Raw genomic sequence first — 17,001 nt, 5'->3', positions numbered from 1 at the left:
TCACGCCGTAAGATCAGGGGCGTCTAGGGAATGGGAATTTGGCGACTGTGGCAGAGCAAATCACAGCGGTGAGCGCCAAGATGGATGGGCGCAAGCGGCGCTGGCACCAGCACAAAGTGGATCGTCGTAACGAGCTGGTCGACGGCACGATCGACGCGATTCGCCGGCTGGGTGGCGCGCTGAGCATGGATGAGATCGCCGCCGAGATCGGGGTCTCCAAGACGGTGCTGTACCGCTATTTCGTCGACAAGAACGACCTGACGACCGCCGTGATGATGCGGTTCACCCAAACCACCCTGATCCCCAACATGGCCGGGGCACTGACGTCTGGGCTCGACGGCTTCGACCTGACTCGCGAGGTCATCCGCGTGTACGTCGAGACCGTCGCGAACGAGCCCGAGCCGTACCGGTTCGTGATGTCCAACAGCTCGGCCAGCAAGAGCAAGGTCATCGCCGACTCCGAGCGCATCATCGCGCGCATGCTCGCGGTGCTGATGCGCCGCCGCATGCAGCACGCGGGGATGGACACCGGTGGCGTGGAGCCGTGGGCGTACCTGATCGTGGGTGGTGTGCAGCTGGCCACCCACTCGTGGATGTCGTACCCGCGAATGAGCCGCGATGAGTTGATCGACTACCTGACCATGCTGAGCTGGAACGCTCTCAAGGGAATCGTCGAGGTCGGCGGATCGCTGGAGAAGTTCCGCGGCGAACCCCATCCGTCACCGATCGTGCCGCCGCGACAGGGCGAGTTCGGGCCCTGAAGTTGGCTTCGGCCGCGCCGCGGGTTTTGGGGATTGCACCCGTGCCGTGTGAGGCTGAGCACGCGACTTGCGGGGCGACTCGGCCCGGCGCAGGTACTAGCATGCAGAGGAGTATCGGGGGAAAACAGCGGGGTCGTCGTTCGGCTCCAACCCCTGCCCCCCCCAATATAGGAAGGCTCGTATCGACATGTCTGTGCAGCTCACGCCGCATTTCGGAAACGTGCAAGCTCATTATGACTTGTCCGACGACTTTTTCCGGCTGTTTCTGGATCCCACCCAGACCTACAGCTGCGCGTACTTCGAGCGTGATGACATGACGCTCGAGGAGGCGCAGATCGCGAAAATCGATCTGGCGCTGGGCAAGCTCAAGCTCGAGCCCGGGATGACGCTGCTGGACATCGGCTGCGGCTGGGGAGCCACGCTGCGGCGAGCCATCGAGAAGTATGACGTCAATGTCATCGGCCTGACGCTCTCGGAGAACCAGGCCGAGCACGTGCAGAAGTCCTTCGACCAGATGGACACCCCCCGCACCCGACGGGTGCTGCTGGAGGGCTGGGAGAAGTTCCACGAGCCGGTGGACCGCATCGTGTCGATCGGCGCGTTCGAGCACTTCGGCCGCCAGCGCTACGGCCGCTTCTTCAAGATGGCCTACGAGGCGCTGCCGCCCGGCGGAGTGATGTTGCTGCACACCATCGTTCGGCCATCGTTCAAAGATGCCCGGGCCAAGGGCATGAAACTGACGCACGAGATTGTCCAGTTCTCGCAGTTCATCCTGGCCGAGATCTTCCCCGGCGGCTGGCTGCCGACCCCGCAGACCGTCGGCGAGTACGGGGTCACGGTGGGCTTCGACTTGACCCGGGTGCAGTCGCTGCAGCTGCACTACGCCAGGACGCTGGACCTGTGGGCCGAGGCGCTCGAGGCGAATCGCGAGCAGGCTCTGGCCATTCAGTCCCAGGAGGTCTACGACCGCTACATGAAGTACCTCACCGGCTGCGCCAAGCTGTTTCGGGAGGGCTACACCGACGTCAACCAGTTCACGCTGGAGAAGTAACCGGCCCGGTAAAGCGATCAGCCCCCGACGGATCACCGTTGGGGGCTGAATTGGCTTGTCCTACTTGACGACTCACACCCGGCTGGCCTCAGTACGTATAGAAGCCCTGGCCCGTCTTCTTGCCGAGCCGGCCGGCCTCCACCATGCGCAGCAGCAGCGGCGGCGCGGCGTAGAGCGGCTCCTTGAACTCGTCGTACATCTTGTCCGCGATCAGCTTGAGGGTGTCCAGGCCGACCAGGTCGGACAGCCGCAGCGGGCCCATCGGGTGCGAGAGCCCGGCCACCACGGCCTTATCGATGTCCTCGACGGTGGCGAAACCGGATTCGAGCATGCGCACTGCCGACAGCAGGTAGGGCACCAACAGCGCGTTCACTACGAAGCCGGATCGGTCGGAGCAGCGCACGACCTGCTTGCCCAGCACCGCGCTCGCGAATTCCTCGGTGCGCGCGGCGGCGGCGTCGTCGGTGACCAGGGTGCTGACCAACTCGACAAGCGGCAGCACCGGGACGGGGTTGAAGAAGTGCAGACCCAGCACGCGTTGCGGGTTCTTGGTGGCCGCGGCGATCTTCATGATCGGGATGCTGGAGGTGTTGGACGCCAGAACCGCGTCGGGGTCGGTGATGACCCGGTCGAGCTCGGCGAAGACCTGTGCCTTGACGGCGTCGTCCTCGATGATCGCTTCGATGACCAGCTGGCGGTCGGCGAGGTCCGTCAGGTCGGTGGTGAAGGTGAGCTTGCTCAACGCCCGGTCGCGTTCCCGCTCGGTCACCTTGCCGGCACTGACGCCGCGCTCCAGCGACTTCACGATGCGGTTGCGGCCGGCCGTGATGAGGGCCTCGGTGGTTTCGAACACGGTCACGTCGACACCGGCACGGACCGAGACCTCGGCGATGCCGGATCCCATCTGGCCGGCCCCGACAACTCCCACTCGTTCGATCGGCACGTTTCTCCTTTGGCTGCTTTCATGCCTGGCTGACAGCAACAGGCCCCGCCCAACATCGCTGGGCGGGGCCTGCGCTGTCAACTTGTCCCGGGTGCGCCGAACGCGAAGTCAGGGCGAAAAATCGGCCGAAAAATCGCCACGGTTTCACGCTCGACGCACGGCGGAGTGTCAGTGAAACTGGCCCTCTTCGGTGGAGCCGGTCAGCGCGGTGGTCGACGAGGTCGGGTCCACCGTGGTGGCGATGCGGTCGAAGTAACCGGCGCCCACCTCACGCTGGTGCTTGGTGGCGGTGTAGCCGCGCTCCTCGGCGGCGAACTCGCGCTCCTGCAACTCGACGTAAGCGCTCATCTGGTTGCGGGCGTAGCCGTAGGCCAGATCGAACATCGAGTAGTTCAGGGCGTGGAAGCCGGCCAGCGTGATGAACTGGAACTTGAATCCCATTGCCGCGAGCTCCTTTTGGAACTTCGCGATGGTGGAGTCGTCAAGGTGCTTCTTCCAGTTGAACGACGGCGAGCAGTTGTAGGCCAGCATCTGGTCGGGGAACTCGCTCTTGACGCCCTCGGCGAACTTGGCGGCGAGCTCGAGATCCGGAGTTCCGGTCTCCATCCAGATCAGGTCGGAGAACGGCGCGTAGGCCTTGGCCCGGGCGATGCAGGGCTCCAGCCCGTTGCGAACCCGGTAGAAGCCCTCCTTGGTGCGCTCACCGGTGATGAACGGCTGGTCGCGCTCGTCGACGTCGGAGGTGATCAGCGTCGCGGCCTCGGCGTCGGTGCGGGCGATGACGACGGTCGGCACGTCGCACACGTCGGCAGCCAGGCGGGCCGAGGTCAGAGTCCGGATGTGCTGCTGGGTCGGGATCAGCACCTTGCCGCCCAGGTGACCACACTTCTTCTCCGACGCCAGCTGGTCCTCCCAGTGCGATCCCGCCACACCGGCGGCGATCATGGCCTTCTGCAGCTCGTAGACGTTGAGCGCTCCACCGAAACCGGCCTCACCGTCGGCGACGATGGGGGCCAGCCAGTTCTCGACCGAGGTGTCGCCCTCGACCGCGGCGATCTCGTCGGCACGCAGCAGCGCGTTGTTGATCCGGCGCACCACCTGCGGCACCGAGTTGGCCGGGTACAGGCTCTGATCGGGGTAGGTGTGGCCGGACAGGTTGGCGTCGCCGGCGACCTGCCAGCCGGACAGGTAGATGGCCTTCAGGCCGGCGCGCACCTGCTGCACGGCCATGTTGCCGGTCAGGGCGCCCAGCGCGTTGATGTACTCCAGGTCGTGGAGCTGCTCCCACAGCACCTCGGCGCCGCGGCGGGCCAGGGTGGCCTCCTCGACCACGGTGCCCTGCAGGGCGACGACGTCCTTGGCCGTGTAGGTCCGGGTGACATCCTTCCAACGCGGGTTGGTGTCCCAGTCTTTCTGGATCTGTTCGGCGCTCTTGGGGGTGCCAACGACAGACATTGGGCATGCTCCTTCACGGTCTTCACTACGAGTGCTGGACGCCGCACCGGCGGTAGCTAGAGGCTCAACTTCGCTGGTGTGCTAACTCGAAGATGGCACAGCTCATGCAGGCCGGTCTACCCGTTTCAGTTGCCAATTTAAGCAACGGGAGCGCCGGAATTTGCGAAGTTTGCTAACTTGCTAACTAACTTAACCGTTTCAGAAGCTACCGGTCAGTAACCCTATCACCGCAGGTCAGGCCGCAATTTAACCGGACGCTTGTCCTGTTACCGAGCAAAGATCGAAGCGACGGCTTTCGTCTCGTCGCCGACGGCATATGTGAGCGTTGTAACAGCGCGATCGGCCAGCCCGGGACCGAATTGTTCGGTCGATCCGGCCGGGTGCACGTGCGAGATGATCTCCAATTTGTCGCCCAACGCCACCGGCGCCTCGTGTTCGATGGTGACGCGCAGCGGCACCCGCAGCAGCTCCGGGTGCGACGCCAGGTAGTCCTCGATGACGCTCCAGTACACGGCGTTGTTCATGTGGTCGAACAAATCGATGTCGGTGACCCGGACGGGGAACTCGTGGATCTCGGTCGCGTCGTCGCGGCTACCCGGCTTGAGGTAGGACTTCCACCGCAGCCGGTCGACGGAGGTCGTCTTGTGCAGGCCCGCCAGGAAGTCGTCGGCGATGCGCGAGGGCATCTGGGTTTCCCGGTTGATGCTGATCCAGAACGCCTCGGACTCGATCAGCCCGCCCTTGCGGCCATCGATGCGCACCCGCATCTCGCACCACCGGTTCGAGGTGCCCGAGCACCATCTGCGCATGCGCAGCATGTCGTTGAACTCGATCGGGCGGACCAGGTCAACCATGGTGCGCCGGACGATCCACAGGGGATGGGTCTCCTCGAAACCCATCTCCCGCAGCTGGTCCTGGCCGATGTCTTGGATGTGGCGGGCGGCAGCGTCCAGCCGCAACCGGCCCGTGCGGTCGATGTCGCCGACCCGCAATGGCCACTGGCGATCGAAAACGTCAGGGTGACCGTCGGGCACCGGCATCATTTGTTTGTCCAGGCTCACGCCGCCGCTCCCCGTTCCTCCTCGTGGTCGCCCCAGGCTAAGGCAGAAGACCTGGACGAATCATGCCAACGAGGTGCACCGAATCCTAATCCCCGACGAGACCGTACCCGATGCCAAGTCTGCGAATGCGATCTTCGCACGGCCGGTAACCTCGGAGGCGTGTCCAAGACGTTCGTCGGCTCACGCGTTCGCCAGCTGCGCAACGAACGGGGTTTCTCCCAGGCCGCGCTGGCTCAGACGCTGGAGATCTCGCCGAGCTACCTCAATCAGATCGAGCACGACGTTCGCCCGCTGACGGTGGCCGTGCTGCTGCGCATCACCAAGGTGTTCGGGGTGGACGCGACCTTCTTCGCCTCGCAGGACGACACCCGACTGGTGGCCGAGCTCCGCGAGGTCACCATGGACCGCGATCTGGACATCGACGTCGACCCGACCGAGGTCGCCGAGATGGTCAGCGCGCATCCGGGGTTGGCCCGCGCCGTGGTCAATCTGCACCGGCGCTACCGGATCACCACGGCGCAGCTTGCCGCCGCCACCGAGGAGCGGTACTCCGACGGCAGTGGCAGCGGGTCGATCACCATGCCGCACGAAGAAGTGCGTGACTACTTCTACCAACGCCAGAACTACCTGCACGAGCTGGACACCGCCGCCGAGGACCTGACCAGCAAAATGCGGCTGCATCACGGCGATCTGGCGCGCGAGCTGACCCGCCGGCTCACCGAGGTGCACGGGGTGCACATCAACCGCCGGATCGACCTGGGCGACACCGTGCTGCACCGCTTCGACCCCAAGACCAAAACGCTGGAGTTCAGCAACCATTTGTCGTTGGGCCAGCAGGTTTTCAAGATGGCCGCCGAGTTGGCCTATCTCGAGTTCGGCGATCTCATCGACACCCTGGTCGAGGAGGGCAAGTTCACCAGCGACGAGTCACACACACTGGCGCGGCTGGGGCTGGCCAACTATTTCGCCGCGGCCACCGTGCTCCCCTACCGCCAATTTCACGACGTCGCAGAGAATTTCCGCTACGACGTCGAGCGGTTGTCGTCGTTCTACTCGATCAGCTACGAGACCATCGCGCACCGGCTTTCGACGCTGCAGCGCCCGTCGATGCGCGGCGTGCCGTTCTCCTTCGTCCGGGTCGATCGGGCCGGGAACATGTCAAAGCGCCAGTCCGCCACCGGCTTTCACTTCTCCTCCAGCGGTGGCACCTGCCCGCTGTGGAACGTCTACGAGACGTTCGCCAATCCGGGCAAAATCCTGGTGCAGATCGCCCAGATGCCCGACGGGCGCAACTACATGTGGGTGGCCCGCACCGTGGAGCGCCGCGCGGCCCGGTATGGTCAGCCGGGTAAGACCTTCGCGATCGGGTTGGGCTGCGAGCTTCGGCACGCTCACCGGCTCGTCTACTCGGAGGGACTCGACGTCTCGGGGGAACCAGGAACAGTGGCCACACCGATCGGCGCGGGCTGCCGGGTCTGCGAACGCGACAATTGCCCGCAGCGCGCCTTCCCGGCGCTCGGACGCGCACTCGATCTCGACGAGCACCGCAGCACGGTGTCTCCCTACCTGGTGACCCAGCCGTGAGCGGCCATCCGGCCGGCCGCATTCCGCCGGGGCGGTTTCGCGAACTGGGACCGATCAATTGGGTGATCGCGAAGCTGGGCGCGCGCACCGTCGCCGCCCCGGAGATGCACCTGTTCACCACCCTGGGTCAGCGCCGGTTGCTGTTTTGGACGTGGCTGGCCTACGGGGGCCGGCTGTTGCGCGGGAAGCTTCCGACCGTCGACACCGAGTTGGTGATCCTGCGGGTCGCGCATCTGCGCGCGTGCGAATACGAACTGCAGCACCATCGGCGGATGGCGCGGGCCGCCGGATTGGACGCGGACCTGCAGGCCGCCATCTTCGCCTGGCCCGAAAGGCTGGATCCGGTCGATGCGCGCCTGACCGTGCGCCAGCAGGCGCTGCTGGCGGCGACGGACGAGTTCGTCAAGGACCGGACCGTCACCCCCGACACCTGGCAGCAGCTGGCGACTCACCTGGATCGGCGGCAGCTGATCGAATTCTGTTTACTGGCAAGCCAATACGACGGGCTTGCCGCGACCATGTCGGCGCTCGAGATTCCGCTGGACCATCCGCTATAGGTAGACGTCGGCCAGGATGGCCAGCGTCAAGATCACCGGAAGTACCGGCAGCGCGAAGGCGAACGCCGCCCATGGCTGCTTGTCGCGCCGGCGCTGGCGCAGGCCCCACACCGCGGCGCAGATCCCCAGCACCACCGAGGCCAGCAACACCAGCGGTCCCCACTGCCCGGCCGTCGCGTTGTCGCCGCTCGAAATGGCCAGCAGCCACAGGACATAGCCGGTCAACAGGCCACCGATGGCCGCCACGATGGCCTGAGGGGTGACGGTGCGAATCATTGCCGGCTCAGAAGTTGATCATGTGTCCGGTCAGGCCGTGGAAGCATTCCTGTAGCGCCTCGGACATGGTCGGGTGGGTGTGCACGTTGCGGGCCAGCTCGGTCGCGGTCAGATCCCATTTCTGGGCCAGCGTCAGCTCCGGAAGAAGTTCGGACACATCGTGTCCGACCAGGTGTCCGCCCAGCAGCTCACCGTATTTCGCGTCGGCCACCAGTTTGACGAAACCGCTGGGGTCGCCGACACCGTGGGCCTTGCCGTTCGCGGTGAACGGGAACTTCGCCACCACCACGTCATGACCTTCGTCGCGGGCCTGCTCCTCGGTGAGCCCGAAGCTGGCGACGTTGGGCTGGCAGAACGTCGCGCGCGGCATCATCCGGTAATCACCGAGCGCCAAAGTCTCTGCGCCGGCGATGGTTTCGGCGGCCACCACGCCCTGGGCCTCGGCGACGTGGGCCAGCTGCAGCTTCCCGGTGACATCACCGATGGCGTAGATGTGCTCGATGTTGGTGCGCATGTAGTCGGTGATTCCGATGGCCCTGCGGTCGGTCAGCGCGACGCCGGCCGCCTCCAGGCCGAAACCCTCGACGTTGGGCGCAAAACCGATGGCCTGCAACACCTTCGCGGCCTTGAGTTCCTGCGCATTGCCGTCCTTGCTGACGGCGACGGTCACCTCCGAGCCGTTGTCGGAGATGGACTCGACTTTCGTTCCGGTGAGGATTTTGACGCCCAGCTTCTTGAATTGCTTTTCGATCTCCTTGGAGACGTCGGCATCCTCGTTGGGCAGGGCGCGCGGCAGGAACTCCACGATGGTCACGTCCACGCCGTAGTTCTTCAGCACATAGCCGAACTCCATGCCGATGGCACCCGCGCCGGCGATGACGATCGACTCCGGCAACTCGCGGGACAGGATCTGCTCTTCGTAGGTGACCACGTTGGCCGACAGCGACGTGCCGGGAACCAGGCGGGTGCTGCTGCCCGTGGCGATGATGGCGTTGTCGAAGGTGACGGTTACTGAATTTCCAGCGCCGCCCTCCTCCGTCAATTCGACCGAGATCGTGTTGGCGTCGGTAAAGCGGCCGTAGCCATGGATTTCGGTGATCTTGTTCTTCTTCATCAGGAAGTGCACGCCGGCGACGCGGCCCTCGGCCACCTTGCGGCTGCGGTCAAACGCGGCGCCGTAGTCGAAGGTCGCCTCGCCGCTGATGCCGAACGTCTTGGCCTCTTTGGTGAAGATGTGTGCGAGTTCGGCGTTGCGCAGCAGCGCCTTGGACGGGATGCATCCGACGTTCAGGCACACCCCACCCCAGTACTTCGGTTCGACGACCGCGGTGGACAGGCCCAGCTGAGCGGCGCGGATGGCTGCGACGTATCCGCCGGGACCGGCCCCGAGGACGACGACGTCATAGTGAGAAGGCACGAGCCCACCCTAGTTGGCCACGGCCCCTGGTGGCCGCCCGGGCGAGGCGTCAATACGGAATGAGCCCGACGAGGCAGTGCCCCACCCGCTCGCAGTGGTAATAGCCGTACAGGGGCGCCGACGCCACCAACGAGGCGAACGGCGCGGACATCATCGCCACCGAGAGCGCCGAGATCAGCGGCCTGCCCTCGGTCATCGCCAGCATCACACCGCAGACGATGCAGACCACGACGTAGACCAGGACCACGAACAGCGCGGGCGTCTTGTGCGCCGAGTGATACGACCAATAGAACAGCCCCAGCCCGAGCACGGCCGCCGCGGCCCACACGCCGAGCAGCACCAGGGCCAGCTTCCACCACTTGAGGTAGAGATACCGGCCGGGAACGTTGACCGGTTGCACCGGCCCGACGGGCTCAGCCGGCCCCGGCTCCGATTCGGGCTCCGCCGGTTCGGGCTCGGTTTCCGCAGCAGGCTCGCCGGTGTCCTCGTCGCCGTCGTCGTCATCGAAATCGGGCACCCACGATTGGGTGCCGGTGTGCGCGGAGTCGTCATCGTCGTCGGAGAAGTCCGGCACGAACGCCTCCGTGCCGGGGCTCGAGGCGTCCTTGTCGTCAGCCACCGGCGGTCACCCGCAACGCGACCAGGACGCCGAACCAGCCCGGCGCGACCGACACGAGAAAAGCGCCCAGCATCGTGACCCACCGGCGTCCGGAAAACAGGATCGTGGTCAGCCCGACCACGCTGAGGACGCCGGCCACCGACGCGATGGCGATGCCCGGGCGGACGCTGGCGTGGATCGCCACGGTGCACGCGACACCCGCCAAAAGTCCGACCGCACTGCCGATCAGCATGGCGCTGGCCAACAACCAGGGACGCGGAAGCGGGATCACTTTCTCGACTGTACTGCGGAGACCGGGCAGGTCGCCGAGGCCGCGTCGGCCACCACCGGACCCCGCGTTGCGGGCCGTTCGCCGCGTTCGTAATCGGCGCCGGTGATCACCGCCGCGGCGGCCAGCGACGCCCGCTCCTGTTCGGTGAAGACGCGGCCGCGGGACAAAAACCGCACCCCGTCGGGCGCTTCCAGGCTGAACCCGCCGCCGCGGCCGGGCACCACGTCGATGACCAATTGGGTGTGCTTGTCGCGATAGTGGGCTGCGTACTGCGGACCCGAAATCCACACCGGCACGCCGTCTGTCCCGACGTCGAGCACGCCGAGCAAGACGTCGCGGTCACCGACGAGGAAGTCGCCGAGCGGGTAACACATGGGCGACGAGCCGTCGCAGCAGCCGCCGGACTGGTGGAACATCACCGACCCGTGGGTGGCCTGCACCCGCGTCAGCACCTCGGCGGCCGGGGCGGTGATGACTACCCCAGCTGGCGCGACCATCAGAAGAACCCGAGCGCCTTGTCGGAGTAGGACACCAGCATGTTCTTGGTCTGCTGATAGTGCTCCAGAGCCATCTTGTGGCACTCGCGCCCGAAGCCGGACAGCTTGTAGCCGCCGAACGCCGCATGCGGCGGATACACGTGGTAGCAGTTGACCCACACCCGGCCGGCCTGGATGTCGCGGCCGGCGCGGTAGGCGGTGTTGCCGTCGCGGCTCCACACTCCCGCGCCCAGTCCGTAGAGGGTGTCGTTGGCGATCGCGATGGCGTCGTCGTAATCGTCGAACGACGTCACCGTCACCACCGGCCCGAAGATCTCCTCCTGGAAGACGCGCATCTTGTTGTTGCCGCCGAAGATGGTGGGCTGCATGTAGAAGCCGCCGGACAGGTCGCCGCCGAGCTCGGCGCGTTCGCCGCCGGTGATCACCTTGGCGCCCTCGTCCTTGCCGATTTCGATGTAGGACAACACTTTTTCCAGTTGGTCGTTGGACGCCTGGGAACCCAGCATGGTCTCGCTGTCCAGGGGATCGCCCTGGCGCACCGCCTTGGTGCGGATCGCGGCCAGCTCGAGGAACTCGTCGTAGATGTCGGCCTGGACCAGGCTGCGCGACGGGCAGGTGCACACCTCGCCCTGGTTGAGGGCGAACATGGTGAAGCCCTCGAGGGCCTTGTCCTGATAGTCGTCGGCCTTGGCCATCACGTCGGAGAAGAAGATGTTGGGGCTCTTGCCGCCGAGTTCCAGGGTGACCGGGATCAGGTTGTGCGAGGCGTACTGCATGATCAGGCGCCCGGTGGTGGTCTCGCCGGTGAACGCGATCTTGGCGATCCGGTTGCTCGACGCCAGCGGCTTGCCGGCCTCGGCGCCGAAGCCGTTGACGACGTTGACCACCCCGGGCGGCAGCAGGTCGCCGATCAACGACATCAGGTAGAGCACCGAAACCGGTGTCTGCTCCGCGGGTTTGAGCACCACCGCGTTGCCGGCCGCCAGTGCGGGCGCCAACTTCCAGGCGCCCATCAGGATGGGGAAGTTCCACGGGATGATCTGCCCGACCACGCCGAGCGGTTCGTGGAAGTGGTAGGCCACGGTGTCGTCGTCGATCTGGCTCAGCGAGCCCTCCTGCGCGCGCAACGCCGCGGCGAAGTAACGGAAGTGGTCGGCGGCCAACGGGATGTCGGCGGCCAGCGCCTCGCGGATCGGCTTGCCGTTGTCCCACACCTCGGCGACCGCCAGCGCGGCGGTGTGCTCGTCGATGCGGTCGGCGATCTTGTTCAGGATCGCCGCCCGCTCGGCCGGCGCCGTCTTGCCCCACGCCGGAGCCGCCGCATGCGCGGCGTCGAGCGCCTTGTCGATGTCGGCCTCATCGGAGCGGGCCACCTCGCAGAACGTCTGGCCGGTGACCGGAGTCGGGTTCTCGAAGTAGCGACCCTTCGCGGGCGCGACCCACTGTCCGCCGATGAAGTTCTCGTAGCGGGATTCATACGACATCAATGCCCCGGCGGAACCTGGACGTGCGAAAACAGTCATCTGCTCTCACTCCTCGTGCGGCTGTGTAATTCACCTCACACTACCGCCGCGGCCACAATGGTTTCCATGACGCCGGAAGCTCACGCCGCGCCCGAAGACAACCAAGACCCGTACCTGTGGCTCGAGGACGTCACCGGTGACGAGGCGCTCGATTGGGTGCGGGCGCGCAACGAGCCGACGCTGGCGCGCTTTCGCGACGAGAACTTCGAACGAATGCGCACCGAGGCGCTCGAGGTGCTCGACACTGACGCCCGCATCCCCTACGTGGTCCGCCGGGGTGACTACCTCTACAACTTCTGGCGCGATGCGGCCAACCCCCGCGGACTGTGGCGGCGCACGACGCTCGACAGTTACCGGACCGACTCCCCCGAGTGGGACGTGCTGATCGACGTCGACGAGTTGGGCCGGGCCGACGGCGAGAAATGGGTGTGGGCGGGCGCCGGTGTCATCTATCCCGAATACACCCGCGCATTGGTCAGCCTGTCCCGCGGCGGCTCGGATGCCTCCATCGTGCGTGAATTCGACATGATCACAAGGGAATTCGTTGACGGCGGCTTCGAACTTCCGGAAGCCAAGTCGCAGATCAGCTGGGCCGATCCGGACACCGTGCTGGTCGGCACCGACTTCGGCGCCGACTCACTCACCGATTCCGGCTATCCGCGGGTGGTCAAACGGTGGCGTCGCGGCACCCCGCTCGCCGACGCAGAAACGGTGTTCGAGGGCGCGCGTTCCGATGTCAACGTGGCGGCAAGCACCAGCCGGGTTCCCGGCTTCGAGCGCACCCTGATCAGCCGGGCGCTGGACTTCTGGAACGAAGAGGTCTACGAGCTGCGCGGCTCGGAACTCGTTCGCATCGACACGCCCACCGACGCCAGCGTCAGCCTGCACCGCGAGTGGCTGTTGATCGAGTTGCGCAGCGACTGGTCATCGGGCGACGCCACCTACACCGCCGGGTCGCTGCTGGCGGCGAAGTACGAGGAATTCCTCGCCGGCACAGCGCAATTGCAGATCGTGTTCGAACCCGACGAGCACACCGCGCTCAACCACTACGCATGGACGAAGGACCGGCTGCTGATGGTCTCGCTGGCCGACGTGGCGAGCCGCGTCGAAATCGTCACGCCGCGGGACTGGCGGCGCGAGCCCTTGGCCGGCATCCCCGCCGCGACCAACACCGTCGTGGTCTCCGCCGACGACACCGGCGACGAGTTCTTCCTGGACTCCAGCGGATTCGACTCGCCGTCGCGACTGATGCGGGGTACCGACCACGGCCAACTCGAACAGATCAAGTCCGCCCCGGGCTTCTTCGATGCCGAAAACATCTCGGTGACACAGCATTTCGTGGCATCGCAGGACGGCACGTCGATCCCCTATTTCGTGGTGCGCGGCCCGGAGGCTTCCGACGGACCGGCGCCCACCCTGCTCTACGGCTATGGCGGCTTCGAATCGTCGAACACGCCGGGCTACAGCGGCGTCCTGGGCCGGCTGTGGCTCGCCCGCGGCGGCACGTATGTCCTGGCCAACATCCGTGGCGGCGGCGAGTACGGCCCCGGCTGGCACACCCAGGCGATGCGCGAGGGCCGCCACAAGGTGGCCGAGGACTTCGCCGCCGTGGCAACCGATTTGGTGGAGCGCGGCATCACCACGGTCGAGCAGCTCGGAGCGCAGGGCGGCAGCAACGGCGGCCTGCTGATGGGCATCATGTTGACCAAGTACCCGGAGAGGTTCGGCGCGCTGGTGTGCAGCGTGCCCCTGCTCGACATGAAGCGCTACCACCTGCTGCTGGCCGGCGCCTCATGGGTCGCCGAATACGGCGACCCCGACAACCCCGACGACTGGCAGTTCATCTCGGAATATTCGCCCTACCAGAACATTTCGGCCACGCGCGCATACCCGCCGGTGCTGATGACCACGTCCACCCGCGATGACCGCGTGCACCCGGGCCACGCCCGCAAGATGACCGCGGCGCTCGAGGCCGCCGGTCAGCCGGTCTTCTACTACGAGAACATCGAGGGCGGGCACGCCGGCGCGGCGGACAACGAGCAGGTGGCGTTCAAGTCGGCGCTGACCTATTCGTTCCTGTGGCAGATGCTGACGCGCGGATGAACCTGCGCGGGATCGTAGCGCTGCTGGCGACGACCGTCGTGGTCGCCTGCGGTCAGCAGAACGCCCAATCCCACGGGGCCGCAACCACTACCGGTCTGCTGCCCGCGGGCGTGCCCACCGAGGGATCCCGGCCGCCGGCCGCGACTCTGCCGCCTGCGGCTGAGCCGCGCAACGCGCCGCCGGCCGGGACACCACCGGGCCGGGTGGTGCCGGTTGCCGGTCATCCGGAAGGCGTCGCCGTCGAGGCCGCGACCCGCACCGTGGCGCTCGCCACGCACGATCCCGATCAGCTCGTCCTGCTCGATGCCGACTCGTTGGGCGTATCCGTTCAGATTCCGCTGCCGGGTTCGGCACGTCATGTCGAGTTGGCCGCCCCGGGCGGACCGGTCCTGGTGCCGGTCGAAAGCGCAAATGCGTTGGTGGAAGTGCAATTACCGAGTGGCGCCGTGTCGCCGTCGATCGTCACCGGCACGTCGCCGCATGACGCCGCGGCGGCGTCCGACGGCACCATCTTCGTCGGCAACGAACTGGGCGGCACGGTGGCCGCCGTGCGCGGCGGCAAGGTCGTGAAGGTCTTCACCGACAGCGTGCAACCCGCCGGTCTCGCCGCCGCGGGAACGGCCGTCGGAATGCTGGACGCGCGGAGAAACACGCTGACGGTCTACGACGCGCAGCGGCTGGCCGTCGTCGGGTCGGCCCCGGCCGGCGCGGGGCCCACCCACTTGGTCGCCGATCGGCGCGGCCGGATGATCGCCACCGACACCCGCGGCGACACCATCCGGGTGTTCGATCCGCTGCCGGCGCCCCGCGAAGTCGCCGCCGTCACGCAGCCCGGCGGCCCCTACGGCATCGCCTACGACGCGGCGCGTGACCGGCTCTGGGTCGCCTCCTCGGGCACCAACGAGGTCGTCGGCTACGACATGAGCCAGCCCGCACCCCGCGAAATCCGGCGGATCCCGACGGTGCAGAACCCGTACAGCGTGGGGGTCGACTCGCGGACCGGGCGCCTCGTCGTCGCGGGCGCCACCGCGGGGGTGCTGCAGGTCGTCGAGCCCGGCGTCTGAGGGCCCGCCCTTAGGATCGTCACCGTGGCCGCGATTGAACGCATCGAGCTCACCCTGCTGGCGACGGGATTGATCGGCATCCTGGCCTCGGCGGCCCAGGCCCGCTACCGCTTCATCAAGGACCGGCGCGCCGGCCGGCGGTTCTACTGGGCGACCGCGATCATCGGCATCGTCTGCTTTGCGGCCGGGACCGGCCAGCTGTGGCCGAATGCCATTCTGGTGGCGGCCGTTTTCTCCTGCATCGTTGCCTTCTCCGCCTACCTGACCACGCCGTATTTGAAGATCGGCGGGCGAATCTATGCGTCCTCGCCGGAGAACCGCGAGCCCGACCCCTAAGGACGCAATGCCGACCAGCGACTTCCAGACCCTGCTCTATCGGACGGCCGGCGCGGTCGCCACCATCACGCTGAACCGCCCGGAGCAGCTCAACACCATCGTGCCGCCGATGCCCGACGAGATCGAGGCCGCCATCGGCCTGGCCGAGCGCGACCCGGCGATCAAGGTCATCGTGCTGCGCGGCGCGGGCCGGGCCTTCTCCGGCGGCTACGACTTCGGCGGCGGGTTCCAGCACTGGGGCGAGGCCATGATGACCGACGGGAAATGGGATCCCGGCAAGGACTTCGCGATGGTCAGCGCCCGCGAGACCGGGCCGACGAATAAGTTCATGGCCATCTGGCGCGCGTCCAAGCCGGTGATCGCCCAGGTGCACGGCTGGTGCGTCGGCGGGGCCAGCGACTACGCGCTCTGCGCGGACCTGGTGATCGCCAGCGAGGACGCCGTGATCGGCACGCCCTACAGCAGGATGTGGGGCGCCTATCTGACCGGGATGTGGCTGTACCGGCTGAGCCTGGCCAAGGCGAAGTGGCACTCGCTGACCGGCCGGCCGCTGACCGGGACGCAGGCCGCCGAGATCGAGCTGATCAACGAGGCGGTCCCGTTCGAGCGGCTGGAGGCCCGCGTCGCCGAAGTCGCGGCCGAGCTGGCGCAGATCCCCTTGTCGCAGCTGCAGGCGCAGAAGCTGATCGTCAACCAGGCCTACGAGAACATGGGGTTGGCGTCGACCCAGACGTTGGGCGGCATTCTCGACGGCCTGATGCGCAACACCCCCGACGCGTTGGCCTTCATCGGCACCGCCCAGTCCGAGGGCGTGCGGGCCGCGATCGAGCGCCGCGACGGCCCGTTCGGTGATTACAGTCAGGCCCCGCCGGAGCTACGGCCCGATCCCAGTCACGTCATCGTCCCTGATGGCGACTGATACTGAGACGCACTAGCGAAATCCTGAGAGTGAGCTGGAAACTATTCCGGCCGGGCCAAGAGGTGTTACCGTAATAGCTATGTCTCGGCTGAGTACTGGCCTGCGTGCAGGCGCTGCGTTCCTTGCTCTCGGTATTACCGCTGCGATCTTTCCGTCGACCGCGGTAGCCGACTCCACGGAGGACTTCCCGATCCCCCGGCGAATGATCAACACCACGTGCGACGCCGAGCAGATCCTGGCGGCCTCCCGGGACACCAGCCCGGTGTACTACCAGCGCTACATGATCGACTTCAACAACCACCCGAACGTCCAGCAGGCGACCATCGACAAGGCGCACTGGTTCTACGCGTTGTCGCCGGCGGACCGTCGGAACTACTCCGAGAACTTCTATGCGCCACAGGCCGATCCGCTGTGGCTGGCCTGGCCCAACCACATGAAGATCTTCTGGAACAACAAGGGCGTCGTGGCCAAGGCCACCGACATCTGCAATACATACGCGCCCGGCGACATGTCGGTGTGGAACTGGGCGTAAGCCGCTTCAGGTAGTCGTCACCCCATCGGGGG

The 17,001-nt window shown here is 66.4% G+C and carries 18 protein-coding genes; 9 read left to right on the top strand and 9 right to left on the bottom strand.

Going from position 1 to position 17,001, the window contains the following annotated elements; genetic code table 11:
* The first annotated feature begins 47 nt into the window (after positions 1 to 47).
* The gene (locus AC5Y4T_RS10890; protein WP_499918009.1) at positions 48 to 761 is read left to right on the top strand and encodes a TetR/AcrR family transcriptional regulator; all 714 of its coding nucleotides are present in this window, start codon (positions 48 to 50) and stop codon (positions 759 to 761) included.
* A gap of 187 nt (positions 762 to 948) precedes the next feature.
* Positions 949 to 1,812: a cyclopropane mycolic acid synthase PcaA gene (pcaA, locus tag AC5Y4T_RS10885; RefSeq protein WP_499918007.1), complete on the top strand. Its 864-nt coding sequence runs from the start codon at positions 949 to 951 to the stop codon at positions 1,810 to 1,812.
* An 88-nt stretch (positions 1,813 to 1,900) separates the two neighbouring features.
* On the opposite strand, the gene AC5Y4T_RS10880 is transcribed toward pcaA, so the two are convergent.
* The 3 genes from AC5Y4T_RS10880 to AC5Y4T_RS10870 all read right to left on the bottom strand — a co-directional run bounded on the left by AC5Y4T_RS10880 (position 1,901) and on the right by AC5Y4T_RS10870 (position 5,271).
* Complete coding sequence (locus AC5Y4T_RS10880) at positions 1,901 to 2,755, bottom strand: 3-hydroxybutyryl-CoA dehydrogenase (RefSeq protein ID WP_499918006.1); 855 nt, start codon at positions 2,753 to 2,755, stop codon at positions 1,901 to 1,903.
* Positions 2,756 to 2,923: 168 nt separating this feature from the next.
* Positions 2,924 to 4,210, bottom strand: a complete 1,287-nt coding sequence (aceA, locus tag AC5Y4T_RS10875; protein ID WP_499918005.1) for an isocitrate lyase — start codon at positions 4,208 to 4,210, stop codon at positions 2,924 to 2,926.
* Between the two features lie 266 nt (positions 4,211 to 4,476).
* Positions 4,477 to 5,271: an acyl-ACP thioesterase domain-containing protein gene (locus AC5Y4T_RS10870; RefSeq protein ID WP_499952968.1), complete on the bottom strand. Its 795-nt coding sequence runs from the start codon at positions 5,269 to 5,271 to the stop codon at positions 4,477 to 4,479.
* Between the two features lie 159 nt (positions 5,272 to 5,430).
* Here AC5Y4T_RS10870 and ramB point away from each other — a divergent pair, with 159 nt between their 5' ends.
* Together ramB and AC5Y4T_RS10860 are read left to right on the top strand one after the other, a co-directional pair.
* On the top strand, positions 5,431 to 6,855 hold the full coding sequence (gene ramB / locus AC5Y4T_RS10865) for an acetate metabolism transcriptional regulator RamB (protein ID WP_499918003.1): 1,425 nt from the start codon (positions 5,431 to 5,433) through the stop codon (positions 6,853 to 6,855).
* On the top strand, positions 6,852 to 7,412 hold the full coding sequence (locus AC5Y4T_RS10860) for a carboxymuconolactone decarboxylase family protein (RefSeq protein WP_499952967.1): 561 nt from the start codon (positions 6,852 to 6,854) through the stop codon (positions 7,410 to 7,412). The genes ramB and AC5Y4T_RS10860 overlap by 4 nt, the downstream gene beginning before the upstream one ends.
* Here AC5Y4T_RS10860 and AC5Y4T_RS10855 read toward each other — a convergent pair.
* From AC5Y4T_RS10855 to exaC, 6 genes are read right to left on the bottom strand one after another with little or no spacing between them, the layout of a single operon-like run.
* Positions 7,407 to 7,688 (bottom strand): hypothetical protein, encoded by a 282-nt coding sequence (locus tag AC5Y4T_RS10855; protein WP_499918000.1) that lies wholly within the window; start codon positions 7,686 to 7,688, stop codon positions 7,407 to 7,409. The two genes, AC5Y4T_RS10860 and AC5Y4T_RS10855, sit on opposite strands and share 6 nt — an antisense overlap.
* Before the next feature lie 7 nt (positions 7,689 to 7,695).
* A complete protein-coding gene (gene lpdA, locus AC5Y4T_RS10850; protein WP_499952966.1) occupies positions 7,696 to 9,105 on the bottom strand; it encodes a dihydrolipoyl dehydrogenase in 1,410 nt (469 codons plus the stop codon).
* A 49-nt stretch (positions 9,106 to 9,154) separates the two neighbouring features.
* Positions 9,155 to 9,724 (bottom strand): hypothetical protein, encoded by a 570-nt coding sequence (locus tag AC5Y4T_RS10845; protein ID WP_499952965.1) that lies wholly within the window; start codon positions 9,722 to 9,724, stop codon positions 9,155 to 9,157.
* Complete coding sequence (locus AC5Y4T_RS10840) at positions 9,717 to 9,995, bottom strand: putative holin (RefSeq protein ID WP_499952964.1); 279 nt, start codon at positions 9,993 to 9,995, stop codon at positions 9,717 to 9,719. Before AC5Y4T_RS10840 ends, AC5Y4T_RS10845 begins: the two co-directional genes overlap by 8 nt.
* Positions 9,992 to 10,492, bottom strand: coding sequence for a DUF779 domain-containing protein (locus tag AC5Y4T_RS10835; RefSeq protein ID WP_499952963.1), 501 nt, complete (start codon positions 10,490 to 10,492; stop codon positions 9,992 to 9,994). The genes AC5Y4T_RS10840 and AC5Y4T_RS10835 overlap by 4 nt, the downstream gene beginning before the upstream one ends.
* A complete protein-coding gene (gene exaC / locus AC5Y4T_RS10830) occupies positions 10,492 to 12,015 on the bottom strand; it encodes an acetaldehyde dehydrogenase ExaC (protein WP_499952962.1) in 1,524 nt (507 codons plus the stop codon). Before exaC ends, AC5Y4T_RS10835 begins: the two co-directional genes overlap by 1 nt.
* 66 nt (positions 12,016 to 12,081) lie before the next feature.
* Here exaC and AC5Y4T_RS10825 point away from each other — a divergent pair, with 66 nt between their 5' ends.
* From AC5Y4T_RS10825 to AC5Y4T_RS10805, 5 genes are all read left to right on the top strand, one after another.
* Positions 12,082 to 14,118: a prolyl oligopeptidase family serine peptidase gene (locus AC5Y4T_RS10825; protein ID WP_499952961.1), complete on the top strand. Its 2,037-nt coding sequence runs from the start codon at positions 12,082 to 12,084 to the stop codon at positions 14,116 to 14,118.
* Entirely contained in the window at positions 14,094 to 15,182 is a 1,089-nt protein-coding gene (locus AC5Y4T_RS10820; RefSeq protein ID WP_499952960.1) for a YncE family protein, read from the top strand. Before AC5Y4T_RS10825 ends, AC5Y4T_RS10820 begins: the two co-directional genes overlap by 25 nt.
* A 24-nt stretch (positions 15,183 to 15,206) precedes the next feature.
* Positions 15,207 to 15,518, top strand: coding sequence for a hypothetical protein (locus AC5Y4T_RS10815; RefSeq protein WP_499917993.1), 312 nt, complete (start codon positions 15,207 to 15,209; stop codon positions 15,516 to 15,518).
* Between the two features lie 7 nt (positions 15,519 to 15,525).
* Positions 15,526 to 16,437, top strand: a complete 912-nt coding sequence (locus AC5Y4T_RS10810; protein ID WP_499917992.1) for a crotonase/enoyl-CoA hydratase family protein — start codon at positions 15,526 to 15,528, stop codon at positions 16,435 to 16,437.
* 79 nt (positions 16,438 to 16,516) lie between these two features.
* Positions 16,517 to 16,969 (top strand): DUF5078 domain-containing protein, encoded by a 453-nt coding sequence (locus AC5Y4T_RS10805; RefSeq protein ID WP_499917991.1) that lies wholly within the window; start codon positions 16,517 to 16,519, stop codon positions 16,967 to 16,969.
* The last annotated feature ends 32 nt before the right edge of the window (positions 16,970 to 17,001 follow it).

It is taken from the genome of Mycobacterium sp. NGS11, from assembly GCF_059813315.1.
This window is presented reverse-complemented; position numbering and strand designations above follow the sequence as displayed.